15 protein-coding genes are annotated in these 17,381 nt (G+C 71.0%); 4 read left to right on the forward strand and 11 right to left on the reverse strand.

What is annotated here, in order from left to right; all coding sequences use genetic code 11:
- The first annotated feature begins 118 nt into the window (after positions 1-118).
- Both BIV23_RS03895 and BIV23_RS03900 read left to right on the forward strand, forming a co-directional pair.
- The gene (locus tag BIV23_RS03895) at positions 119-2,305 is read left to right on the forward strand and encodes a PTS fructose transporter subunit IIABC (protein ID WP_071379306.1); all 2,187 of its coding nucleotides are present in this window, start codon (positions 119-121) and stop codon (positions 2,303-2,305) included.
- Positions 2,306-2,426: 121 nt separating this feature from the next.
- Positions 2,427-2,678: a hypothetical protein gene (locus tag BIV23_RS03900; protein ID WP_071379307.1), complete on the forward strand. Its 252-nt coding sequence runs from the start codon at positions 2,427-2,429 to the stop codon at positions 2,676-2,678.
- A gap of 41 nt (positions 2,679-2,719) precedes the next feature.
- Here the strand turns inward: BIV23_RS03900 and BIV23_RS03905 are convergent, their stop codons facing one another.
- From BIV23_RS03905 to BIV23_RS03920, 4 genes are all read right to left on the reverse strand, one after another.
- Positions 2,720-3,466: a DUF6227 family protein gene (locus tag BIV23_RS03905; RefSeq protein ID WP_071379308.1), complete on the reverse strand. Its 747-nt coding sequence runs from the start codon at positions 3,464-3,466 to the stop codon at positions 2,720-2,722.
- Positions 3,467-3,623: 157 nt separating this feature from the next.
- Positions 3,624-4,838, reverse strand: a complete 1,215-nt coding sequence (locus BIV23_RS03910) for a L,D-transpeptidase (protein ID WP_177239700.1) — start codon at positions 4,836-4,838, stop codon at positions 3,624-3,626.
- 151 nt (positions 4,839-4,989) lie between these two features.
- Positions 4,990-6,018 (reverse strand): P1 family peptidase, encoded by a 1,029-nt coding sequence (locus BIV23_RS03915; protein ID WP_107471063.1) that lies wholly within the window; start codon positions 6,016-6,018, stop codon positions 4,990-4,992.
- 37 nt (positions 6,019-6,055) lie between these two features.
- Entirely contained in the window at positions 6,056-7,294 is a 1,239-nt protein-coding gene (locus BIV23_RS03920) for a low temperature requirement protein A (protein WP_071379310.1), read from the reverse strand.
- Between the two features lie 151 nt (positions 7,295-7,445).
- Between BIV23_RS03920 and BIV23_RS48320 the strand changes: the two genes are divergently transcribed.
- Complete coding sequence (locus BIV23_RS48320; RefSeq protein ID WP_107471064.1) at positions 7,446-7,622, forward strand: hypothetical protein; 177 nt, start codon at positions 7,446-7,448, stop codon at positions 7,620-7,622.
- 19 nt (positions 7,623-7,641) lie between these two features.
- Here BIV23_RS48320 and mscL read toward each other — a convergent pair whose 3' ends face one another.
- The 6 genes from mscL to BIV23_RS03950 form a co-directional block, all read right to left on the reverse strand.
- Positions 7,642-8,100 carry a large conductance mechanosensitive channel protein MscL gene (gene mscL, locus BIV23_RS03925; protein WP_071379311.1) on the reverse strand — a complete coding sequence of 153 codons (459 nt, stop codon included), beginning with the start codon at positions 8,098-8,100 and terminating at the stop codon, positions 7,642-7,644.
- A 138-nt stretch (positions 8,101-8,238) separates the two neighbouring features.
- Positions 8,239-8,847, reverse strand: a complete 609-nt coding sequence (locus tag BIV23_RS03930; RefSeq protein ID WP_079172937.1) for a hypothetical protein — start codon at positions 8,845-8,847, stop codon at positions 8,239-8,241.
- Positions 8,848-9,051: 204 nt separating this feature from the next.
- Positions 9,052-9,885, reverse strand: a complete 834-nt coding sequence (locus tag BIV23_RS03935; protein WP_071379460.1) for an S-methyl-5'-thioadenosine phosphorylase — start codon at positions 9,883-9,885, stop codon at positions 9,052-9,054.
- Positions 9,886-9,984: 99 nt separating this feature from the next.
- On the reverse strand, positions 9,985-10,302 hold the full coding sequence (locus tag BIV23_RS03940; RefSeq protein WP_071379312.1) for an FmdB family zinc ribbon protein: 318 nt from the start codon (positions 10,300-10,302) through the stop codon (positions 9,985-9,987).
- 67 nt (positions 10,303-10,369) lie between these two features.
- Positions 10,370-11,665 carry an MFS transporter gene (locus BIV23_RS03945; protein WP_071379313.1) on the reverse strand — a complete coding sequence of 432 codons (1,296 nt, stop codon included), beginning with the start codon at positions 11,663-11,665 and terminating at the stop codon, positions 10,370-10,372.
- Between the two features lie 376 nt (positions 11,666-12,041).
- Positions 12,042-13,598: a potassium/proton antiporter gene (locus BIV23_RS03950; RefSeq protein ID WP_071379461.1), complete on the reverse strand. Its 1,557-nt coding sequence runs from the start codon at positions 13,596-13,598 to the stop codon at positions 12,042-12,044.
- Between the two features lie 217 nt (positions 13,599-13,815).
- Between BIV23_RS03950 and BIV23_RS03955 the strand changes: the two genes are divergently transcribed.
- Positions 13,816-16,668, forward strand: a complete 2,853-nt coding sequence (locus BIV23_RS03955; protein ID WP_071379314.1) for a penicillin acylase family protein — start codon at positions 13,816-13,818, stop codon at positions 16,666-16,668.
- A 73-nt stretch (positions 16,669-16,741) separates the two neighbouring features.
- Here the strand turns inward: BIV23_RS03955 and BIV23_RS03960 are convergent, their stop codons facing one another.
- Entirely contained in the window at positions 16,742-17,344 is a 603-nt protein-coding gene (locus BIV23_RS03960; protein ID WP_079172957.1) for a 5-formyltetrahydrofolate cyclo-ligase, read from the reverse strand.
- Positions 17,345-17,381: the final 37 nt, after the last annotated feature.

The raw sequence follows: 17,381 nt of genomic DNA on the forward strand, positions 1-17,381 counted from the left end.
CCGGGAGGCGAGGTTTCCCCGGCCCCGCCTCCCGCCCGGTCCCATGCCCCCACCGCACCCCCGTCCCCCTTTCCGCCCACCCCTTCCCCCGGGCGATACGCGTGCATTGGAGCCCGCGATGAGCGACATGATCACCGCGGACCTGGTCGACCTCGACCTGTCCGCCGACACCAAGGAAGCGGCGGCCCGTGCCCTCGCCGAGCGCATGGTGGCCCAGGGCCGGGTGACCGACCTGGCGGGCTTCCTCGCCGACGTGGCCGCCCGCGAGGCCCAGATGCCGACCGGCCTCGACGGCGGCATCGGCATCCCGCACTGTCGCAGCGCCCATGTCACCGAGCCGACCCTCGCCTTCGGCCGCAGCGCCGCCGGTATCGACTTCGGTGCCCCGGACGGCCCGGCCGACCTGATCTTCCTGATCGCGGCCCCCGCCGGCGCGGACGACGCCCACCTCACGATCCTCTCCTCCCTGGCCCGCCAGCTGATGAACGCCGAGTTCACCTCGGCGCTGCGGGCGGTGTCGGACGCGGAGACGGCGGCGGCACTGATCCGCGGGGACGAGGAGCCGTCGGCGGCGCGGACGGCGACTCCTTCGGGGGAGGGCGCGGCCGCTACGGCGAGCGCCGGGCGCGCGGGAGCCGGCGAAGGCGCTGATGGGGGCACGAAGGCGGCCCCGGGCGCTGCTGAGGGCGCCGTGAGCGCCTCCCAGGACACCGCTGCGACGCCGGTGGCGGCCTCCGCCGGCGCCGCAGCGGTCACCACGACGGGGCGGGAGCAGAGCGCGTCCGCCCCGGACTCCGGCGCGCGCCCCTTCCGTATCGTGGCCGTCACCTCCTGCCCGACCGGTATCGCCCACACCTACATGGCGGCCGAGTCCCTGGAGAACGCCGGTCGCGACGCGGGCGTCGAGCTGGTCGTCGAGACGCAGGGTTCGGCCGGCTTCGCCCGGCTCGACCCGGAGGCGATCGCGGCGGCGGACGGCGTGATCTTCGCGCACGACGTCCCGGTACGCGACAAGGACCGCTTCGCCGGCAAGCCGACCGTCGACGTCGGTGTGAAGGCCGGCATCAACCGCCCCGCCGAACTCATCGGCGAGGTGCGCGAGAAGGCAGCGCGCGGCGAGAGGAGTGCCCCGGCGTCCGCGTCCGGCGGCACGCCGGTCGAGCGCACGGGCGACTCCACCGAGGGCTACGGCACCAAGCTCCGCAAGTGGCTGATGTCCGGCGTCAGTTACATGGTCCCGTTCGTCGCCGCGGGCGGCCTCCTCATCGCCCTGGGCTTCGCGATCGGCGGCTACAAGATCAACAAGGCGCCGTCGGTGATGGACCACTTCGTGTGGACCCAGGCCGACAGCTGGGGCGCCCTGCTCTTCCAGATCGGCGGCGTGGCCTTCGGCTTCCTGGTCCCGGTCCTGGCCGGCTACATCGCCTACGGCATGGCCGACCGGCCCGGCCTGGTCCCCGGTTTCGTCGGCGGCGCGATCTCACTGACCATCAACGCGGGCTTCCTCGGCGGCCTGGCGGCCGGTCTGATCGCCGGTGGCGTGGTGATCGCGATCCAGAAGGTGCAGATCCCGGCAGCGCTGCGCGGCATCATGCCGGTGGTGGTGATCCCGCTGATCTCCTCGGCGATCGTCGGATTCCTGATGTTCGTCGTGATCGGCAAGCCCATCGCGAGCGCCCAGAAGGGCCTCACCGACTGGCTGAACGGCCTCACCGGCACCAACGCCGTCCTGCTCGGTGCCCTGCTCGGCCTGATGATGTGCTTCGACCTGGGCGGCCCGGTCAACAAGGTCGCCTACACCTTCGCCACCGCCGGCATCGCGGTATCCAACCCCAGCGACTCCGCGATGAAGATCATGGCCGCGGTGATGGCGGCCGGCATGGTCCCGCCGCTGGCGATGGCCCTGGCCACCACCGTGCGCGGCAGGCTCTTCACCCCGGCCGAGCGCGAGAACGGCAAGGCCGCCTGGGTCCTGGGCGCCTCCTTCATCTCCGAGGGCGCGATCCCGTTCGCCGCGGCCGACCCGCTGCGGGTCATCCCGTCCTCGATGGTGGGCGGCGCGCTCACCGGCGCCCTGTCGATGGCCTTCGGCGCCACGCTGCGCGCCCCCCACGGCGGCATCTTCGTGGTCCCGCTGATCGGCAACCCGTTCCTGTACCTGGTCGCCATCGCGGCCGGCGTCTGCGCCACCACGGCCCTGGTCGTCCTCCTCAAGGGCATGCGCAGGCAGACCCCCGAGTCCACGCCCGGCGGCCCCGCGGACACCACGACCGCGAAGGGGGCCAAGCAGCCGGTGGCGGCCTGACCGCCGGTCGCGCCCTGCCCCGCGCCTTGTCCCTTTAGTTCGCTGTGAGTTGTTCACGGCACCTGCGAGATACGTCACGGTCCGGGATCAAAGTCCCGGACCGTGGTGTGTACTGGGACGCATGCCTGAGCACGTCCCGATTCTCCAGCTGATCGGCGTGGCCGTCCTCGCCGTGGCGGCCGTCATCTGGGCCCTCACCCTGCTGCGCCTGCTGGACCGCGCCGGCCTGCGGCCCTCCGCCGGGCGCGCCACGACCCCGCTGCCGGCCCTGCCGCGCCAGACCCGGGTCGGCCCCGAGCTGGAGTCCGTCGAGCTGACCCCCGCGGAACAGGCCGCGTTCGCGGGCCTGGCACGGCAACTCGCCGACGGCTGACGGCACACGTCACCTCCGCTGCCCGCGCACCCCCTACGGGGCTACCCCTGCCGCGCCGCCCGCCGCTCCATGGCGTCCCGCGCCTCGTCCTCCGACATGTAGACCTCGCACATGTGCCGTCCGTCGGGCGTCGCTGTGTGCTCGGTCTCCCACAGGGAGATCTCGCTCTCGTCCGGCAGCAGGAACGCGTGCTCGTACAGCGCGTAGCTCAAACCGACGCGTCCGGCCCGCCCCGGGCGCCCGAACGCCTGCGTGATCTCGTGCGCGGTCGCCGTCGCCAGCAGCGCCGCAGTCTCCGCGCCGGGCCGGTCCGGATTCTCCGCGCGGCGCAGCAGCCGGCGCGCGTGGTCCGCGGAGTCGCCGGAGGCGAACACGTGCCGGGGCTCGGGAATCGCCCACAGCCGCATCAGCGCGGGCAGCTCGAACTCCGGCGCGTCCGGCGGCAGCCCGAGCCGGGCCGTGGCCGTCTGCAGCTCCTCGTCGTCGACGTACACCTCGTGTTCCGGTGCGCTGCCCGGGGCAGGGTTGTGGACGAGCTCCCACAGCGTGACCGCCGAGCCGTCGGCGAGCAGCCAGGTGTGCCGGTACGTCTCCCGGTGCAGCCCCGCGCTGTGGTACGCGGAGTGCAGCGAACTGTCGTGCGCCAGCGCGCAGTCGAGCTGCCGTATCACCTCGTCGGGCAGCTCGAAGGAGTTCAGGGCACGGCCGAGGAGTCGCGCGAGATGCTCCTCCGGAGACTCGGGCGACTCGGCTGGTTCGTACGCTGCCGTCTCGTACGGAACGCTCAAGACATCTCCCGGCGTTGCTGCATGTCACCTTGTGGGTGCATACCGTAGCCCCTCGGTCGGACATCATGTCCGGGAACCGAGAAAACGTACGCCGGGAAAACGCGCGGGCCGCGCGAGAAGTTCCCGCGCGGCCCCACATCTCGTCAAAAGTCGCCGCTCAGACGGCACTTCCGGCGGTCCAGGCGCTCCACGACATGTTCCAGCCGTTCAGCCCGTTGTCCGGGGAGACCGTCGTGTCCGGAGAGTTCTTCACGATCACGACGTCCCCGACGAGCGTGTTGTCGAAGAACCACTTGGCCTGGGTGTCACCCTGCGCCCCCTGCACGTCCGCGAGCCCGACACAGCCGTGGCTGGTGCCCGAGCGGCCGAAGGGCGGATTGCCCTTGTTGTACCAGTAGTTGCCGTGGATGAACGTCCCCGACGAGGTCAGCCGCATCGCATGCGGCACGTCCGGGATGTCGTACTCCCCGCCGAAGCCGACCGTCGATCCGTTCATGCGCGTCTGCACGAACTTCTCGGAGATCACCATCTGCCCGTTGTACGTCGTGTGCTCCGCGCTGCCCGCGGAGATCGGTACCGACTTGATCGTTCGGCCGTCCCGCACGACCGTCATCGTCTGCGTGTTGGCGTCGACGGTGGACACCTGCGACCGGCCGACGGTGAAGGAGACGGTCTTCTTCTGCACCCCGTAGACACCGTTCGCGCCCTGGACCCCGTCCAGGTCGATCTTCATCGTGACCTTGGAGCCGGCCTTCCAGTAGTCCTGCGGGCGGAAGTCCAGGCGCTGGTTCCCGAACCAGTGCCCGACCACCTGCTGACCGCTGCTGGAGTTGACCGTGATGTGCGACTGCACGGCCTTCCTGTCGGTGATCGCCTTGTCGAAGGTGAACGACACCGGCATGCCCACCCCGACCGTGCTGCCGTCGTCCGGCGTGTAGGTGCCGATGAAGCTGTTCGCCGAGGTGACGGTGGTGAAGATGGAGTTGGCCGCCGCGGTCAGCCCGTTCGCGTCCTTCGCGGTCGCGGCGATCTGGTACTTCGTCCCGCGGTCCAGCTGCTCCTTCGGCTTCCAGGTGCTGCCGTCCGCGGATATCGCCCCGGCCACGGTCTGCCCGGACCCCGACACGGTCATCTTCACGTCGGTCAGCTTGCCGTCGCTGACCTTCACGCCGGTGGCGTTGATGGACGCGCTGGTCGAACCGTCCTTCGCCGAGATCGTGATCTTCGCGGTCGACGTCTTGGGGGAGTCCTTGCCGCCCTTGTCGTCGGTGGCGTTGGCGCTGCCACCGCAGGCGGTCAGGGTGAGGGTGCCGACCATCAGGGCGGCACAGGCCCCCAGTACGCGCCGCGCTGCAATGTCCGGCGTTGTCACGGGCTGCTCCAGGTTCATGTGATGTGCGTGATCCGTTCCAGTGCGTGGAGAAAGAGTGCACAGAGCCCCGGGTAGGTTCCCGCCGGCTTCCCTGAACGCCATCACGTGACAGAACCGCGACAATCGGGCTCGCCCGACGCCCGGCACCGCCCTACGGCTCCTCGTACAACTCCCCGTACGACGGCCACACTCCGCCTGGCCCGTCGACCGACTCGGCGGCCCGCACGCCCCGGACGATCGCGCGCGTCACGAGGTCCGCGGCGGCGGCCAGGATGTCGTTGAGCGCCAGGGGATGTCCGTCGAGCGGGCGCGCGCCGGTCGCCAGCGCGAACACGGTGTCCCCGTCGTGCAGGAGATGCACCGGACGCACGGCGCGCGCGATGCCGTCGTGCGCCGTCCCGGCCAGCTTCTGCGCCTGCGCCTTGGAGAGCTCCGCGTCGGTCGCGACCACCGCCAGTGTCGTGTTGAGCGGCGGCGGCGCGTTCTTGGCGGCGGCTTCGTCGAGCCGTCGGCGCGCGGCCTCCACCACGCGCTCCTGCGGATACTCCACCCGTCCCTGCACCAACAACTCCCCGTACAGCGCCCCCGTACCGGCATCCACCACGGCGCCCGCGGCGTTCACGACCGCCAGCGCGGCCACGGTGATGCCCGAGTCGAGCACCGTGCTCGCGGTGCCCACACCGCCCTTGAGCCGCCCCGCCACGGCGCCCGCACCGGCCCCGACACACCCCTCGGGCACACGAGCGCCCGGGGCGGTCACCGCGGCCGCCTCCACCGCCGCGCGGCCCGTCGCCGCGTCGGGCCGCGCGCGGAAGTCTCCCCCGCGCCCCAGGTCGAAGAGGCACGCGGCGGGCACGACCGGCACGACGTGCGCCGGATCCGGCCCCACCCGCACTCCGCGCGACTGCTCTTCCAGCCAGGCCATCACCCCGGACGCCGCGTCGAGCCCGTACGCGCTGCCCCCGGTCAGCACGATCGCGTCGACCCGCTGCACCACGTTGCGCGGGTCGAGCGCGTCGGTCTCCTTCGTGCCCGGGCCCCCGCCACGCACGTCCACGGCGGCGACGGCGCCGCCCTCGGGAGCGAGAACGACGGTGGTGCCGGTGAGCCAGCCGTCCCCCCGGCGGGTGGCGTGCCCCACCCGCACCCCGGTGACGTCCGTCAATGCGTCAACTGTCATGGGGGCAAGTGTGGCCCGCCCGGGCACCGGCGAGGGCTCAGTCCGCCGATGCGCCCGCGCTCGCCGCACGCTCCCGGCCGGCCATGCGCGCCGTCAGCGTCACTCCGGTCGCCACCGCGGCGGCGGACACGAGCCCGGCCGCGAACACCGCCCAGTGGCCCAGGAAGGTACAGCAGATCATCAGCAGCGCCGTGACCGGCAGTACCAGCTGCTGCGCGATACCGACCTTGAAGTGCCGCGAATGCAGCGCCCAGACGGTCAGCAGGTACAGCGCCGTGGGCAGGGTCACCGCGGCCGAGGCGGCCAGCGTGGAGATGTGGGTCCTGCCGACCGCCTGCTCCACCGCGACCTCCAGGCCGGCGCCGATCGCCGCGGCCGACGCGAAGATCAGGTAGTGGCCGTAACCCCAGAGGAACGCCTGGCCGTTGGAGCGCAGGTGACCGTGGATGGGGACCACGAAGTAGATCCACCACGCGGAGAAGACGATCAGCAGGCCGCCCGCCGCGATCGGCAGCAGCTCGCCCAGCGCGCTGTGCTCGTCCACCGCCGACTTCACGGCGACCGTCGCCGCGGAGATCGTCTCGCCGAGCACGATGATGGTGAACAGGCCGTACCGCTCGGCGATGTGATGCGGGTGCCAGGCGGTCGTGCTGTCCTTCTCGGCGTACAGCGGCACGCACATTTCCGCGATCGCCATCACGAGGAACACCCAGGGCCGGGCGGGCCCGGGCAGTACCACCAGCCCGGTCCAGCCGACCTGGCACAGCAGCACGCCGCACGCGTAACGGAGCGCCATGGTTCTCTCTGTGCCCGTGGCCGCTCTCGCGGCTCTCAGCCACTGTGCGGCCATCGCCAGTCGCATGATCAGGTAGCCGAGCCAGACCGCCAGGTAGTCGTGGTGCTGGAAGGCCCGGGACACACCGGCGGCCAGCACCAGGACACCGGCGATCTGCACCAGGGTGACGACCCGGTAGAGGGCGTCGTCGTTGTCGTACGCCGAGGCGAACCAGGTGAAGTTCATCCAGGCCCACCAGATGGCGAAGAACAGCATGGCGTAGTTGAGGATTCCGCCGCCGGCGTGCCCTTCGGCGACGGCGTGCACCAGTTGTACGCCCGCCTGCGCGATCGCCACGACGAAGCACAGGTCGAAGAACAGCTCTAGCGGCGAGGAGACCCGGTGCGCTTCGTCGCGCCCGCGCGAGGTGAGCCGGCGCAGGAGTCCGGGGGACTGGGGTGCGCCCGGGGAAGCGGGCGCCGGAGCGGAACTCGACGTCATGCCTCCCAGGACAGCAGAAAACCGGTCCGATATCTTGTGAACGAGTTCACAAACGCGCTGGGGTTCAACGTCCCGGCCGAAGGCCCAGGCCAGATGCCTTCCCCGCGCGCGGACTGCGGGGCCGTCGGGAGCGGGGCCGTACCCTTGGGGCATGAGCACCGCCCCCGAATCCGAGCCCCGCGCCCCGAAGCCCGCTCTGGTCTTCGACGACCCGCTGGACCAGCAGTCCTCGGACGACACCGACCGCGGATGGGGCGAGCGCACGGATGGTGACAGCGCCGCCGACCTGAAGCGCTTCCTCGACGAGAAGCCGCCCCACCACCTCTGAGCCGTCCGCGGCGGCGCCGCTAGCGCTCGTCGTGCCCCGACCCGCGCTGGGCGACCAGCGCGTCGCGGATCTCCTTGAGCACCTCCAGCTCGGTCACCTCCATGACCTCCTTCGTGCCCTCCCGAGCCGCCTTCTGCGCCGCTTGCCGGGCCAGGTACTTCGACATCGGCAGGACCATCAGGAAGTACACGACCGCCGCGGTGATCAGGAAGTTGAGTGTCGCACCGAGGACGGAGCCCCACATGATCTGGATGCCCCGGCCGCCCGTGCACGTGTCGGTCAGGCAGGAGCTGTAGTTGTCCAGGCTCTTGGTGCCGAAGGCGCCGACCAGCGGGTTGATGACCCCCTTCACGACCGAGTTCACGATGCTCGTGAAGGCCGCGCCGATAACCACCGCGACTGCCAGATCGACGACGTTGCCGCGCATCAGGAAGGTCTTGAAGCCCTGCCAGACGCTCGGTTCCTGCTTCGCGCTCACCTCGGGGACACTCCTCGCATGCACAGGTTGTGGAACGAAACGCTCCGCAACCTACGGCACGGTGCCGCCCCTGTGTCCAGTCGCGTCGCTTGATCGAGCGACGTGACAGCAAGCCGCCGGAAAAGCGTCCCAGTCGGTTCAGCACAGCGTCACCGCCAGGCGCGCCGTGGCGCTCGCGCCGACGAGCCGGGCCGCCGTGGCGCGCGGTGCCGACAGCACCACCAGCGCCCCGCTCTCGCCCCCGCCGGCCAAAGGCTCCGGCACTTCGGTCACGCGCACAGCGCGCGCGAGCACGCGGGCGACGCCCCCGGCCGACGGGTCCTCGGCGGCGATCACGTCGACGCGGTCGCCGGGCCGCAGCAGCCGGACCGTGGCGGCGTCGGCGATCCGCACGGGTGCCGTCACCACGTCCACCGGTGCGTGCCGTCGTACAGGGGCGGTGACCGGATGACCGCGGGGCTGTTCCGCGCGGTGCGGTTCGGCCGCCGTGCGCGGTCCGGCCGCGACGAGGGCGGCCGCGGTCACCGCGAGGCCGGCCGCGATGGCCCGCCTGCGGTGCCGTACGAGCCGTTGCAGCTGATACCGCCCGCCGCGCACCCGCACCGGAGGGAACTGCGGGACCTCACACGTCGCGGGGGCGTCCGTGCCCAGCGGACGCGGGAGCCGGACGGGAAACGGGAAGGAGGAAGCAGCGGGAGGAGCGGGAGGAGGTGACGACGGAGTGGGGGAGGACGAGGGCCAGGGCATGGGAAACCACCGCCTGCGACGAGGAATTCGGTTTGCGATGCCACGATGGGACATCCCGCCGAATCCCGTCGGAGTCGGTGGACGACGGACGGCTTGTGGACAACTCGGCCGCCCGAACGGGGAATTCCGGCGTGCTGGCCACCGGGTTGGTCACTGAGTTGTCCACAGGTTCGGCCGTGCACCGGCCCGTAACCGGCTGGTGCGCTACGGCAGTTCGAAGCCCGGGTCCATCCCGCCGAGCGCGTTCCCGCACGGGCAGTCCCGCTCGCCGGTCCCGGGCAGCGCCGCCACCGTGTCGAACAGCACGCCGCGCAACCGGTCCACGTTGGCGGCGAACACCTCCAGCACCTCCTCGTGCGAGACACCTTCGCCGGTCTCGGCGCCCGCGTCGAGGTCGGTGACCAGGGTCAGCGACGTGTAGCACAGCTCCAGTTCCCGGGCGAGCGCCGCTTCCGGGTGGCCCGTCATGCCCACGACCGACCAGCCCTGCGCCTGGTGCCACAACGATTCGGCGCGCGTCGAGAAGCGCGGCCCCTCGACCACGACCAGCGTGCCGCCGTCCACCGGTTCCCAGTCCCGGCCGCGGGCCGCCTTCAGCGCGGCGGCGCGTCCGGCGGGACAGTAGGGGTCGGCCATGGAGACGTGCACGACGTTCGGCACCGTGCCGTCGGGCAGCGGCAGCCCGTCGAAGTACGTCTGCGCCCTGGACTTCGTACGGTCCACCATCTGGTCCGGCACGAGCAGGGTGCCGGGGCCGTACTCGGGGCGCAGCCCGCCCACCGCGCACGGACCGAGCACCTGCCGGGCGCCGACGGAGCGCAGCGCCCACAGGTTGGCCCGGTAGTTGATGCGGTGCGGCGGAAGGTGATGGCCGCGGCCGTGCCGGGGCAGGAAGGCGACTCGCCGGCCGGCGATCTCGCCGAGGAAGAGGGAGTCACTGGGCGGCCCGTAGGGAGTGTCCACCTGGACCTCGGTCACGTCCTCGAGGAACGAGTAGAAGCCCGAGCCGCCGATTACACCGATCTCTGCGTTCGCCATGGTCAGCACAGTAGCCGTCGACGAAAGAGCGGGGGAGGCGGTGCCCGGAAACGCCGAGAACCCTGCCGTCGTGCGACGGCAGGGTGCGGTGCGAGCGGGTCAGGCGGCGGAGCTCTTGGCGGAGCTCGACGAGGAGGAGGACGGCTTCGCGTCGGACGACGAGGACGTGGTGCTCGACGAGGCGGCAGTGGCCGACGACGAGCCGGACGGCTTGGACGGCGCGCTGCTGCTCGACGTGGAGCCGCGGGAGTCGTTGCGGTAGAAGCCGGAGCCCTTGAAGACGATGCCGACCGCGGAGAACACCTTCTTCAGGCGGCCACCGCAGGTGGGGCACTCGGTCAGGGCGTCGTCGGTGAACTTCTGCACCGCCTCGAGGCCCTCGCCGCACTCGGTGCACTGGTACTGGTAGGTCGGCACTGTCTTCCTCCTGGCACTCTGACTCGATGAGTGCTAACGACGGTCCATAGTGACGTATTCCCGGGGATCAGTCCACCGTCACCGGCACGCGGTGACCGACGCCACGTGCGACGGTGACGTTCCGCCGGCGGGCGACCAGCCGCGATCGCAGCGTCACCAGGGTCACCAGCGCGAGCACGGTGCCCGCCGCCGGCACCAGGAATCCGGCACCGTTCCACAGCCGGTCCTCGAGCTGGCCGGCGACGGTGACGGCGGCCGCCTGCCCGAGCGCGACCGCGCCGGTCAGCCAGGTGAAGGCCTCGGTGCGGGCAGCGGCCGGTACCAGGCCCTCGACCAGCGTGTAGCCGGTGATCAGCGCCGGTGCGATGGACATGCCGACGAGCAGGCCGAGACCGGCGAGCAGCGGCACCGAGTGCGCCGTCCACAGGGCGGAGGCGGTGATCGCGAGCGCCGTGTAGCCGGCGACCAGGCGGTACTGGGGCGCGATCTTCCACGCGATGGCGCCGCAGACGATGCCGGACAGCATGTTTCCGGCCGCGAAGACGCCGTACAGGACGCCGTTCAGGCCGGGCTCGCCGATCGACTCGGTGAACGCCGCCAGCGACACCTGCATGCCGCCGAAGACGGAACCGATCCCGAGGAATGTCACGACCAGCACGCGCACGCCCGGCACGCGCAGCGCGGAGGCGTGCTTCACGCGCGTGTGCCCGCCGTCCGCGGTGACCTGCGGCTGCGTGCTCTTCTGCGCCGCGAACAGCAGACCGCCGACGAGCGTCAGCGCGCCCTCCGTGACCAGGCCCGCCGCAGGTGTCACGGCGGTGCACAGCGCGGTCGCCAGCAGAGGACCGAAGACGAAGGTCAGCTCGTCGGTGACCGACTCGAACGCCGCCGCGGTGGTCATCAGGGGCGAACCCTGGAGCTTCACGCCCCAGCGTGCCCGCACCATCGGGCCGACCTGCGGCACCGAGGCGCCCGTCGGGACGGCCGCCAGGAAGAGCGCCCACAGCGGCGCGTGCGCCAGCGCGAGCGCCGTCAGGGACAGGCCCGACAGCGTGTGCACCAGAACGCCGGGGACCAGTACGGCGCGCTGGCCGTAGCGGTCGGCGAGCCGGCCGCTGTACGGCGCGAACAGCGCCATGGACACACCGGTCGCCGCGGCGGCGGCGCCCGCCGCACCGTAGGAGCCGGTGGTGTGCTGCACGAGCAGCACGATTGAGAGGGTGAGCATCGCGAACGGCTGGCGCGCGGCGAAACCGGGGAGCAGGAACGTCCAGGCGCCGCGGGTGCGCAGCAGCTGTCCGTAGCCCGGGCGGGACGACGCCGACGGGTTCTCCGCCGACTCGGTGGTGACCGTGGATTCCACGGCCCGTGCCTTTCTTCCGCCTGGTAGCGCGCCCGTGCGGGGGCGCCGAGAGCTGTCCTCTTGCGCGGAACTGCGGTAGATACCGGTGCCACTGCGGAGGGCGTTCCGGCCGCCATACGGTCGCGCCAGCTCTGCATCAGACAGAGTTGGTTCGATCTGGGTGCCTTGATACTACAGGGAGCAAGGGCTTGTGCACCTGTGAAAATGAGCACGGCCGGGCCTGTTCACCTGTGATTGACGCGAGTGTGAATCACGCGAAACGCACCCGTAACGCACGCTTTCCCCATCCCGTGCGCCCCGCGCTCACCGCCCCGCGCTCACCGCCAGGCGCTCACCGCCCCCGCACTCACCGCCCCCGCACTCACCGCCCCCGCGCTCACCGCCAGGCGGTCGCCCCGCTCACGCCCAGCCACCCCGCCAGCTTGCCGCCGTGGGCGACCGCGCGCAGCCGCCGTTCCGTCGCGTCGCGCACCGGGTCGGTGGCGACGACCAGCAGTTCGTCACCCCGGCGCAGCACGGTCGTCGGCATCGGAACGAACGATTTTGCATCGCGGACGACGAGCGTGACGGCGGCCCCGGTCGGCAGCCGCAGTTCGTTGACCTCGACGCCGTGCATCCGGGAACCCTCGGGGATCGAGACGGACAGCAGGTGTCCGCGCAGCCGCTCCAGGGGCGCGGACTCGATGCCGAGGTCGGCGGCCTCGCCCTTCTCGCCCAGGCGCAGCATGCGCGCCAGCCAGGGCAGGGTCGGCCCCTGGACCAGGGTGTAGACCACGACCAGGACGAAGACGATGTTGAAGATGCGGCGGCTGCCGGCGACGCCGTTCACCATCGGGATGGTCGCCAGGATGATGGGCACGGCGCCGCGCAGTCCCGCCCACGACATGAGCGTCTGCTCCTGCCACGCCACGCGGAACGGCGCGAGGCTGAGGGTCACGCTCAGCGGGCGGGCCACCATGGTCAGGACCAGGCCGATGACCAGGGCGGGCCAGATGTCGTCCCCCAGCTCGTGCGGGGTGACCAGAAGGCCGAGCAGGACGAACATGCCGATCTGGGCGATCCAGCCGAGCCCCTCGGCGAAGCCGCGCGTGGCGGGCCAGTGCGGGAGCTTGGCGTTGCCGAGCACCATCGAGGCCAGGTAGACGGCCAGGAAGCCGCTGCCGTGCCCCAGGGCGCCGGCGGCGTACGCGGTGACGGCGATGGCCAGCACGGCGATGGGGTAGAGGCCCGAGGCGGGCAGGGCCACGCGCTTGAGCGCCCAGGAGCCGGCCCAGCCCACGGCGAGCCCTATGGCGGCGCCGACCGCCAGCTCCAGGAGTATCTCGCCCAGCAGGACGTACCAGTGGTCGACGGGTCCGGCCGTGGAGAAGGCGACGACCAGGATGACCACCGGGGCGTCGTTGAAGCCGGACTCCGCCTCCAGCGTGCCCGTCACGCGCGCGGGGAGGGGAATTCTGCGCAGCACGGAGAAGACCGCCGCCGCGTCCGTCGACGACACCACCGCGCCGACGATGAGCGCCTGCCGCCACTCCAGCCCGACCAGGTAGTGCGCGCCCGCCGCCGTGACGCCCACGCTGACGGCGACGCCGGCGGTCGCCAGGACGGAGGCGGAGGCCAGGACCGGGCGGACCTCCTTCCACTTCGTGCCGAGACCGCCCTCGGCGAGGATCACGACCAGGGCCGCGTACCCGATGACCTGGGTCGTCGCCGCGCTGCTGAAGTGGATGTGCCCGATGCCGTCCTGGCCCATGAGGACGCCGATCCCCAGGTACACGAGCAGGCTGGGGAGCCCGCTGCGGGAGGAGATCCGGACGGCCGCGACGGCGACGAGCAGGACCAGGGAGCAGACGAGCAGGAGCTGGTCGAGGTGGTGGACAGTCAGCGGCGGTTCCCTTCCTTGGCCCGCGCGCGAGGCGCGCGGACGCACGTACACAAGACCCGAGGCTGCGGCACGCCGCACCCAAGTACTTCGTTACCTTACCTAACTCTTGACGCTTTCTTGACGCTCGTCGAGGCAAGATCGAACGTTCGTGCACGCTGGTTCCCCACTCCGCGTCAAGCGGGACAGGGCCCTGCGCCTATGGTTGCTCCAGCGCTCATTCAAAGTCACAGCCCGACCTGCCGCTCGCGTTAGGACAGCAAGGACAGCGATGCCCCCGAAAACCACCGCCACAACGGGTGACAAGCCCGCCAAGTCCGGCAGGAAGAAGGGGCGCAGAGCCCGACTGATCGTGCTGGTGCTGGTCCTGGCCATCATCGGCGGCATCGCCTACGGGGCGTACTGGTCGATCAGCACCGTGCGCGCCTCCTTCCCGCAGACCACGGGTTCGCTCACGCTCCAGGGCCTGTCCGGGCCGGTGGACGTGAAGCGGGACGGCAACGGCATCCCGCAGATCTACGCGTCCTCCGACGAGGACCTGTTCATGGCGCAGGGCTACGTCCAGGCGCAGGACCGGTTCTACGAGATGGACGTGCGCCGGCACATGACCTCCGGGCGCCTGTCGGAGATGTTCGGCAAGAGCCAGGTCAAGAACGACGAGTTCCTGCGCACCCTCGGCTGGGACCGGATCGCCAAGCAGGAGTACGACACCAAGCTGTCGGCCTCCACGAAGAAGTACGTCGACGCGTATGCCAAGGGTGTCAACGCCTACCTCAAGGGCAAGGACGGCAAGGACATCTCCCTGGAGTACGCGGCGCTGGGCTTCACCAACGACTACACGCCGCAGCCGTGGACTCCGGTCGACTCCATCTCCTGGCTGAAGGCGATGGCCTGGGACCTGCGCGGCAACATGCAGGACGAGATCGACCGCGCGCTGATGACGAGCCGGCTCGGCCCGCAGCAGATCAAGGACCTGTACCCCGAGTACCCCTACAGCCGCAACAAGCCGATCGTGCAGGAGGGTCAGTACAACGAGCTGACCAAGACCTTCCAGCAGAGCGGCGGCACGGGCACCTCCCAGGGCACGGGCGCGACGCGTACGACCGGCACCACGGGTACGACCGGCGCGGCCGGCGGCGGCACGGGCTCCGCCGGCTCCACGGGCGCTTCTGCGGGCACGACGGGGGCGACCGGCGCCACCGCCTCGGGCGCGACCGGATCGTCGCTCACGAGCCAGCTGGGGGGCCTCTACAACGTCCTGGACAACGTCCCGACCGCCGTCGGCGTGAACGGCCAGGGCATCGGTTCCAACTCCTGGGTCGTCGCCGGGAAGTACACCATCACCGGCAAGCCCCTGCTCGCCAACGACCCGCACCTGTCGGCGTCGCTGCCGTCCGTCTGGTACCAGATGGGCCTGCACTGCCGGACCGTCTCCGCGCAGTGCCAGTACGACGTCAGCGGGTACACCTTTGCCGGCATGCCCGGTGTGATCATCGGTCACAACGCCGACGTCGCCTGGGGCATGACCAACTCCGGGGTCGACGTCACCGACCTGTACCTGGAGAAGGTCACCGCCAACGGATACCTGTACGACGGCAAGGTCCGGCCCTTCAAGACCCGCGAGGAGACCATCGAGGTCGCCGGCGGCTCGTCCAAGACGATCGTCGTCCGCCAGACCCAGGACGGGATGCCGCTGCTGTCCGACCGCGACGACGAACTCGTCCAGGTCGGCAGGAAGGCCACGGTCAACACCGCCGCGCCCGACCGCGGAGACGGCTACGGCGTCGCCCTGCGGTGGACCGCGCTCGACCCGGGCACCTCCATGGACGCCGTCTTCGCCCTCGACAGGGCCTCCGACTGGAGCCAGTTCCGCCAGGCCGCCGCGCTGTTCGACGTGCCGTCCCAGAACCTGGTCTACGCGGACACCAACAACAACATCGGCTACACGCTGCCCGGCAAGATCCCCACGCGCTCCTCGGTGGACGACGGCTCCGTCCCGGCGCCGGGCTGGGAGTCGAAGTACCGCTGGACCGGCTTCGTCAAGCAGGACGAGCTCCCCTACGAGTACAACCCCAAGCGCGGCTACATCGTCACCGCCAACCAGGCCGTGGTCGACAAGGACAAGTACCCGTACACGCTGACCACCGACTGGGGCTACGGCACGCGCAGCCAGCGCATCACCGACCTGATCGAGTCCAAGATCAAGGACGGCGGCAAGATCTCCACCGACGACATGCGGCAGATGCAGCTGGACAACAGCAGTGAGATCGCCAAGCTCCTGGTGCCGAAGCTGCTGAAGATCAACCTGGACGACAAGAACGTGCGCCAGGCGCAGAAGCTGTTGGAGGGCTGGGACTACACCCAGGACTCCGACTCCGCGGCGGCCGCGTACTTCAACGCCGTCTGGCGCAACGTCCTCAAGCTCGCCTTCGGCAACAAGATGCCCAAGGAGCTGCGCGTCAAGGGGCAGTGCCTGTGGGTCGACAGGATCGACAGCACCGGTCCGGTCGACGACAACACAAAGGTGCGCGAGTGCGGTGAGCGCGACGCCGACCAGGCGCAGCCGGACGGCGGCGACCGCTGGTTCGAGGTCGTGCGCACCCTGATGGACAAGCCGGACAGTGACTGGTGGAAGACGCCCAAGTCGGGCACCCGCCCTGCCGCGAACAACATGGACCAGCTCTTCGCGCGGGCCATGATCGACGCCCGCTGGGAGCTGACCGCCAAGCTCGGCAAGGACATCGACACCTGGAGCTGGGGCCGGCTGCACCGCCTGTTCCTGAAGAACCAGACGCTCGGCACCGACGGCCCCCAGATCCTGCAGTACATCCTCAACCGCGGCCCCTGGAGGCTCAGCGGCGGCGAGGCCACGGTCAACGCGACCGGCTGGAACGCCGCGGGCGGCTACGGGGTCGTCTGGGTGCCGTCGATGCGGATGGTCGTGAACCTCGCCGACTTCGACAAGTCCAAGTGGATCAACCTGACCGGCGCCTCCGGGCACGCCTTCAGCGCGCACTACACGGACCAGACGAGCCTGTGGGCCAAGGGCGAGCTGCTGTCCTGGTCGTTCTCGGCCGGGGCGGTCGACAAGAACACGAGCGACACGCTCACCCTGAAGCCGTGAGCACCTGACGGCAGCACGGCACCCGGGAACGGCCCTCCACGCACGCGTGGAGGGCCGTTCTCCTTCCGTCGGGTCAGGCGCCCGGGAAGCGGCGCACGCCGGAGGGCGTCACCACCGCGTGCACCGGCTTGTCGTGCGCCTCGGCCGGGACGTGTGCGACGACCTCCGTGTCGTAGAGCAGGACCACGAGTCGCGGCCGTACGCCCGCGCGCTCCAGGCGGGCCAGCACACGGTCGTACGACCCTCCGCCCCGCCCCAGGCGCATCCCGCGCGCGTCCACCGCGAGCCCGGGCAGCAGGACCACGTCGGCGCCCGTCACCGCGTCCGGTCCGAGGCGCGCGCCCGCGGGCTCGAAGAGCGCCGTCTTTCGGCCGTGTTGGACCCGGGCGAGAGAGTCCGGGCCGGTGTACTCGCCCCAGTCGAGATCGTTGTCCGGCAGCAGCGCGGGGAGCAGGACCCGCACGCTCCGCGCGCGCAGCGCGTCCAGCAGCGCCCGCGTGCCGGGTTCGCTCCCTACGGAGACGTACGCCGCCACCGTGCGCGCACGCGCCAGTTCGGGCAGCTCCAGGGCGCGCTCCGCCAGCGCGCGCCCCGTCGCGTCGGCGTCATCCGGTGTCAACCTGTTCCTCACCGTGAGGAGCTCCCGTCGCAACGTCCGCTTGTCAGGCTCGCTCATGCGTCCCTCGTGTTCCACGGGTCGTCTCGCGTCCTTC

It is taken from the genome of Streptomyces monashensis, from assembly GCF_001866665.1.
Lineage (GTDB): Bacteria > Actinomycetota > Actinomycetes > Streptomycetales > Streptomycetaceae > Streptomyces > Streptomyces monashensis.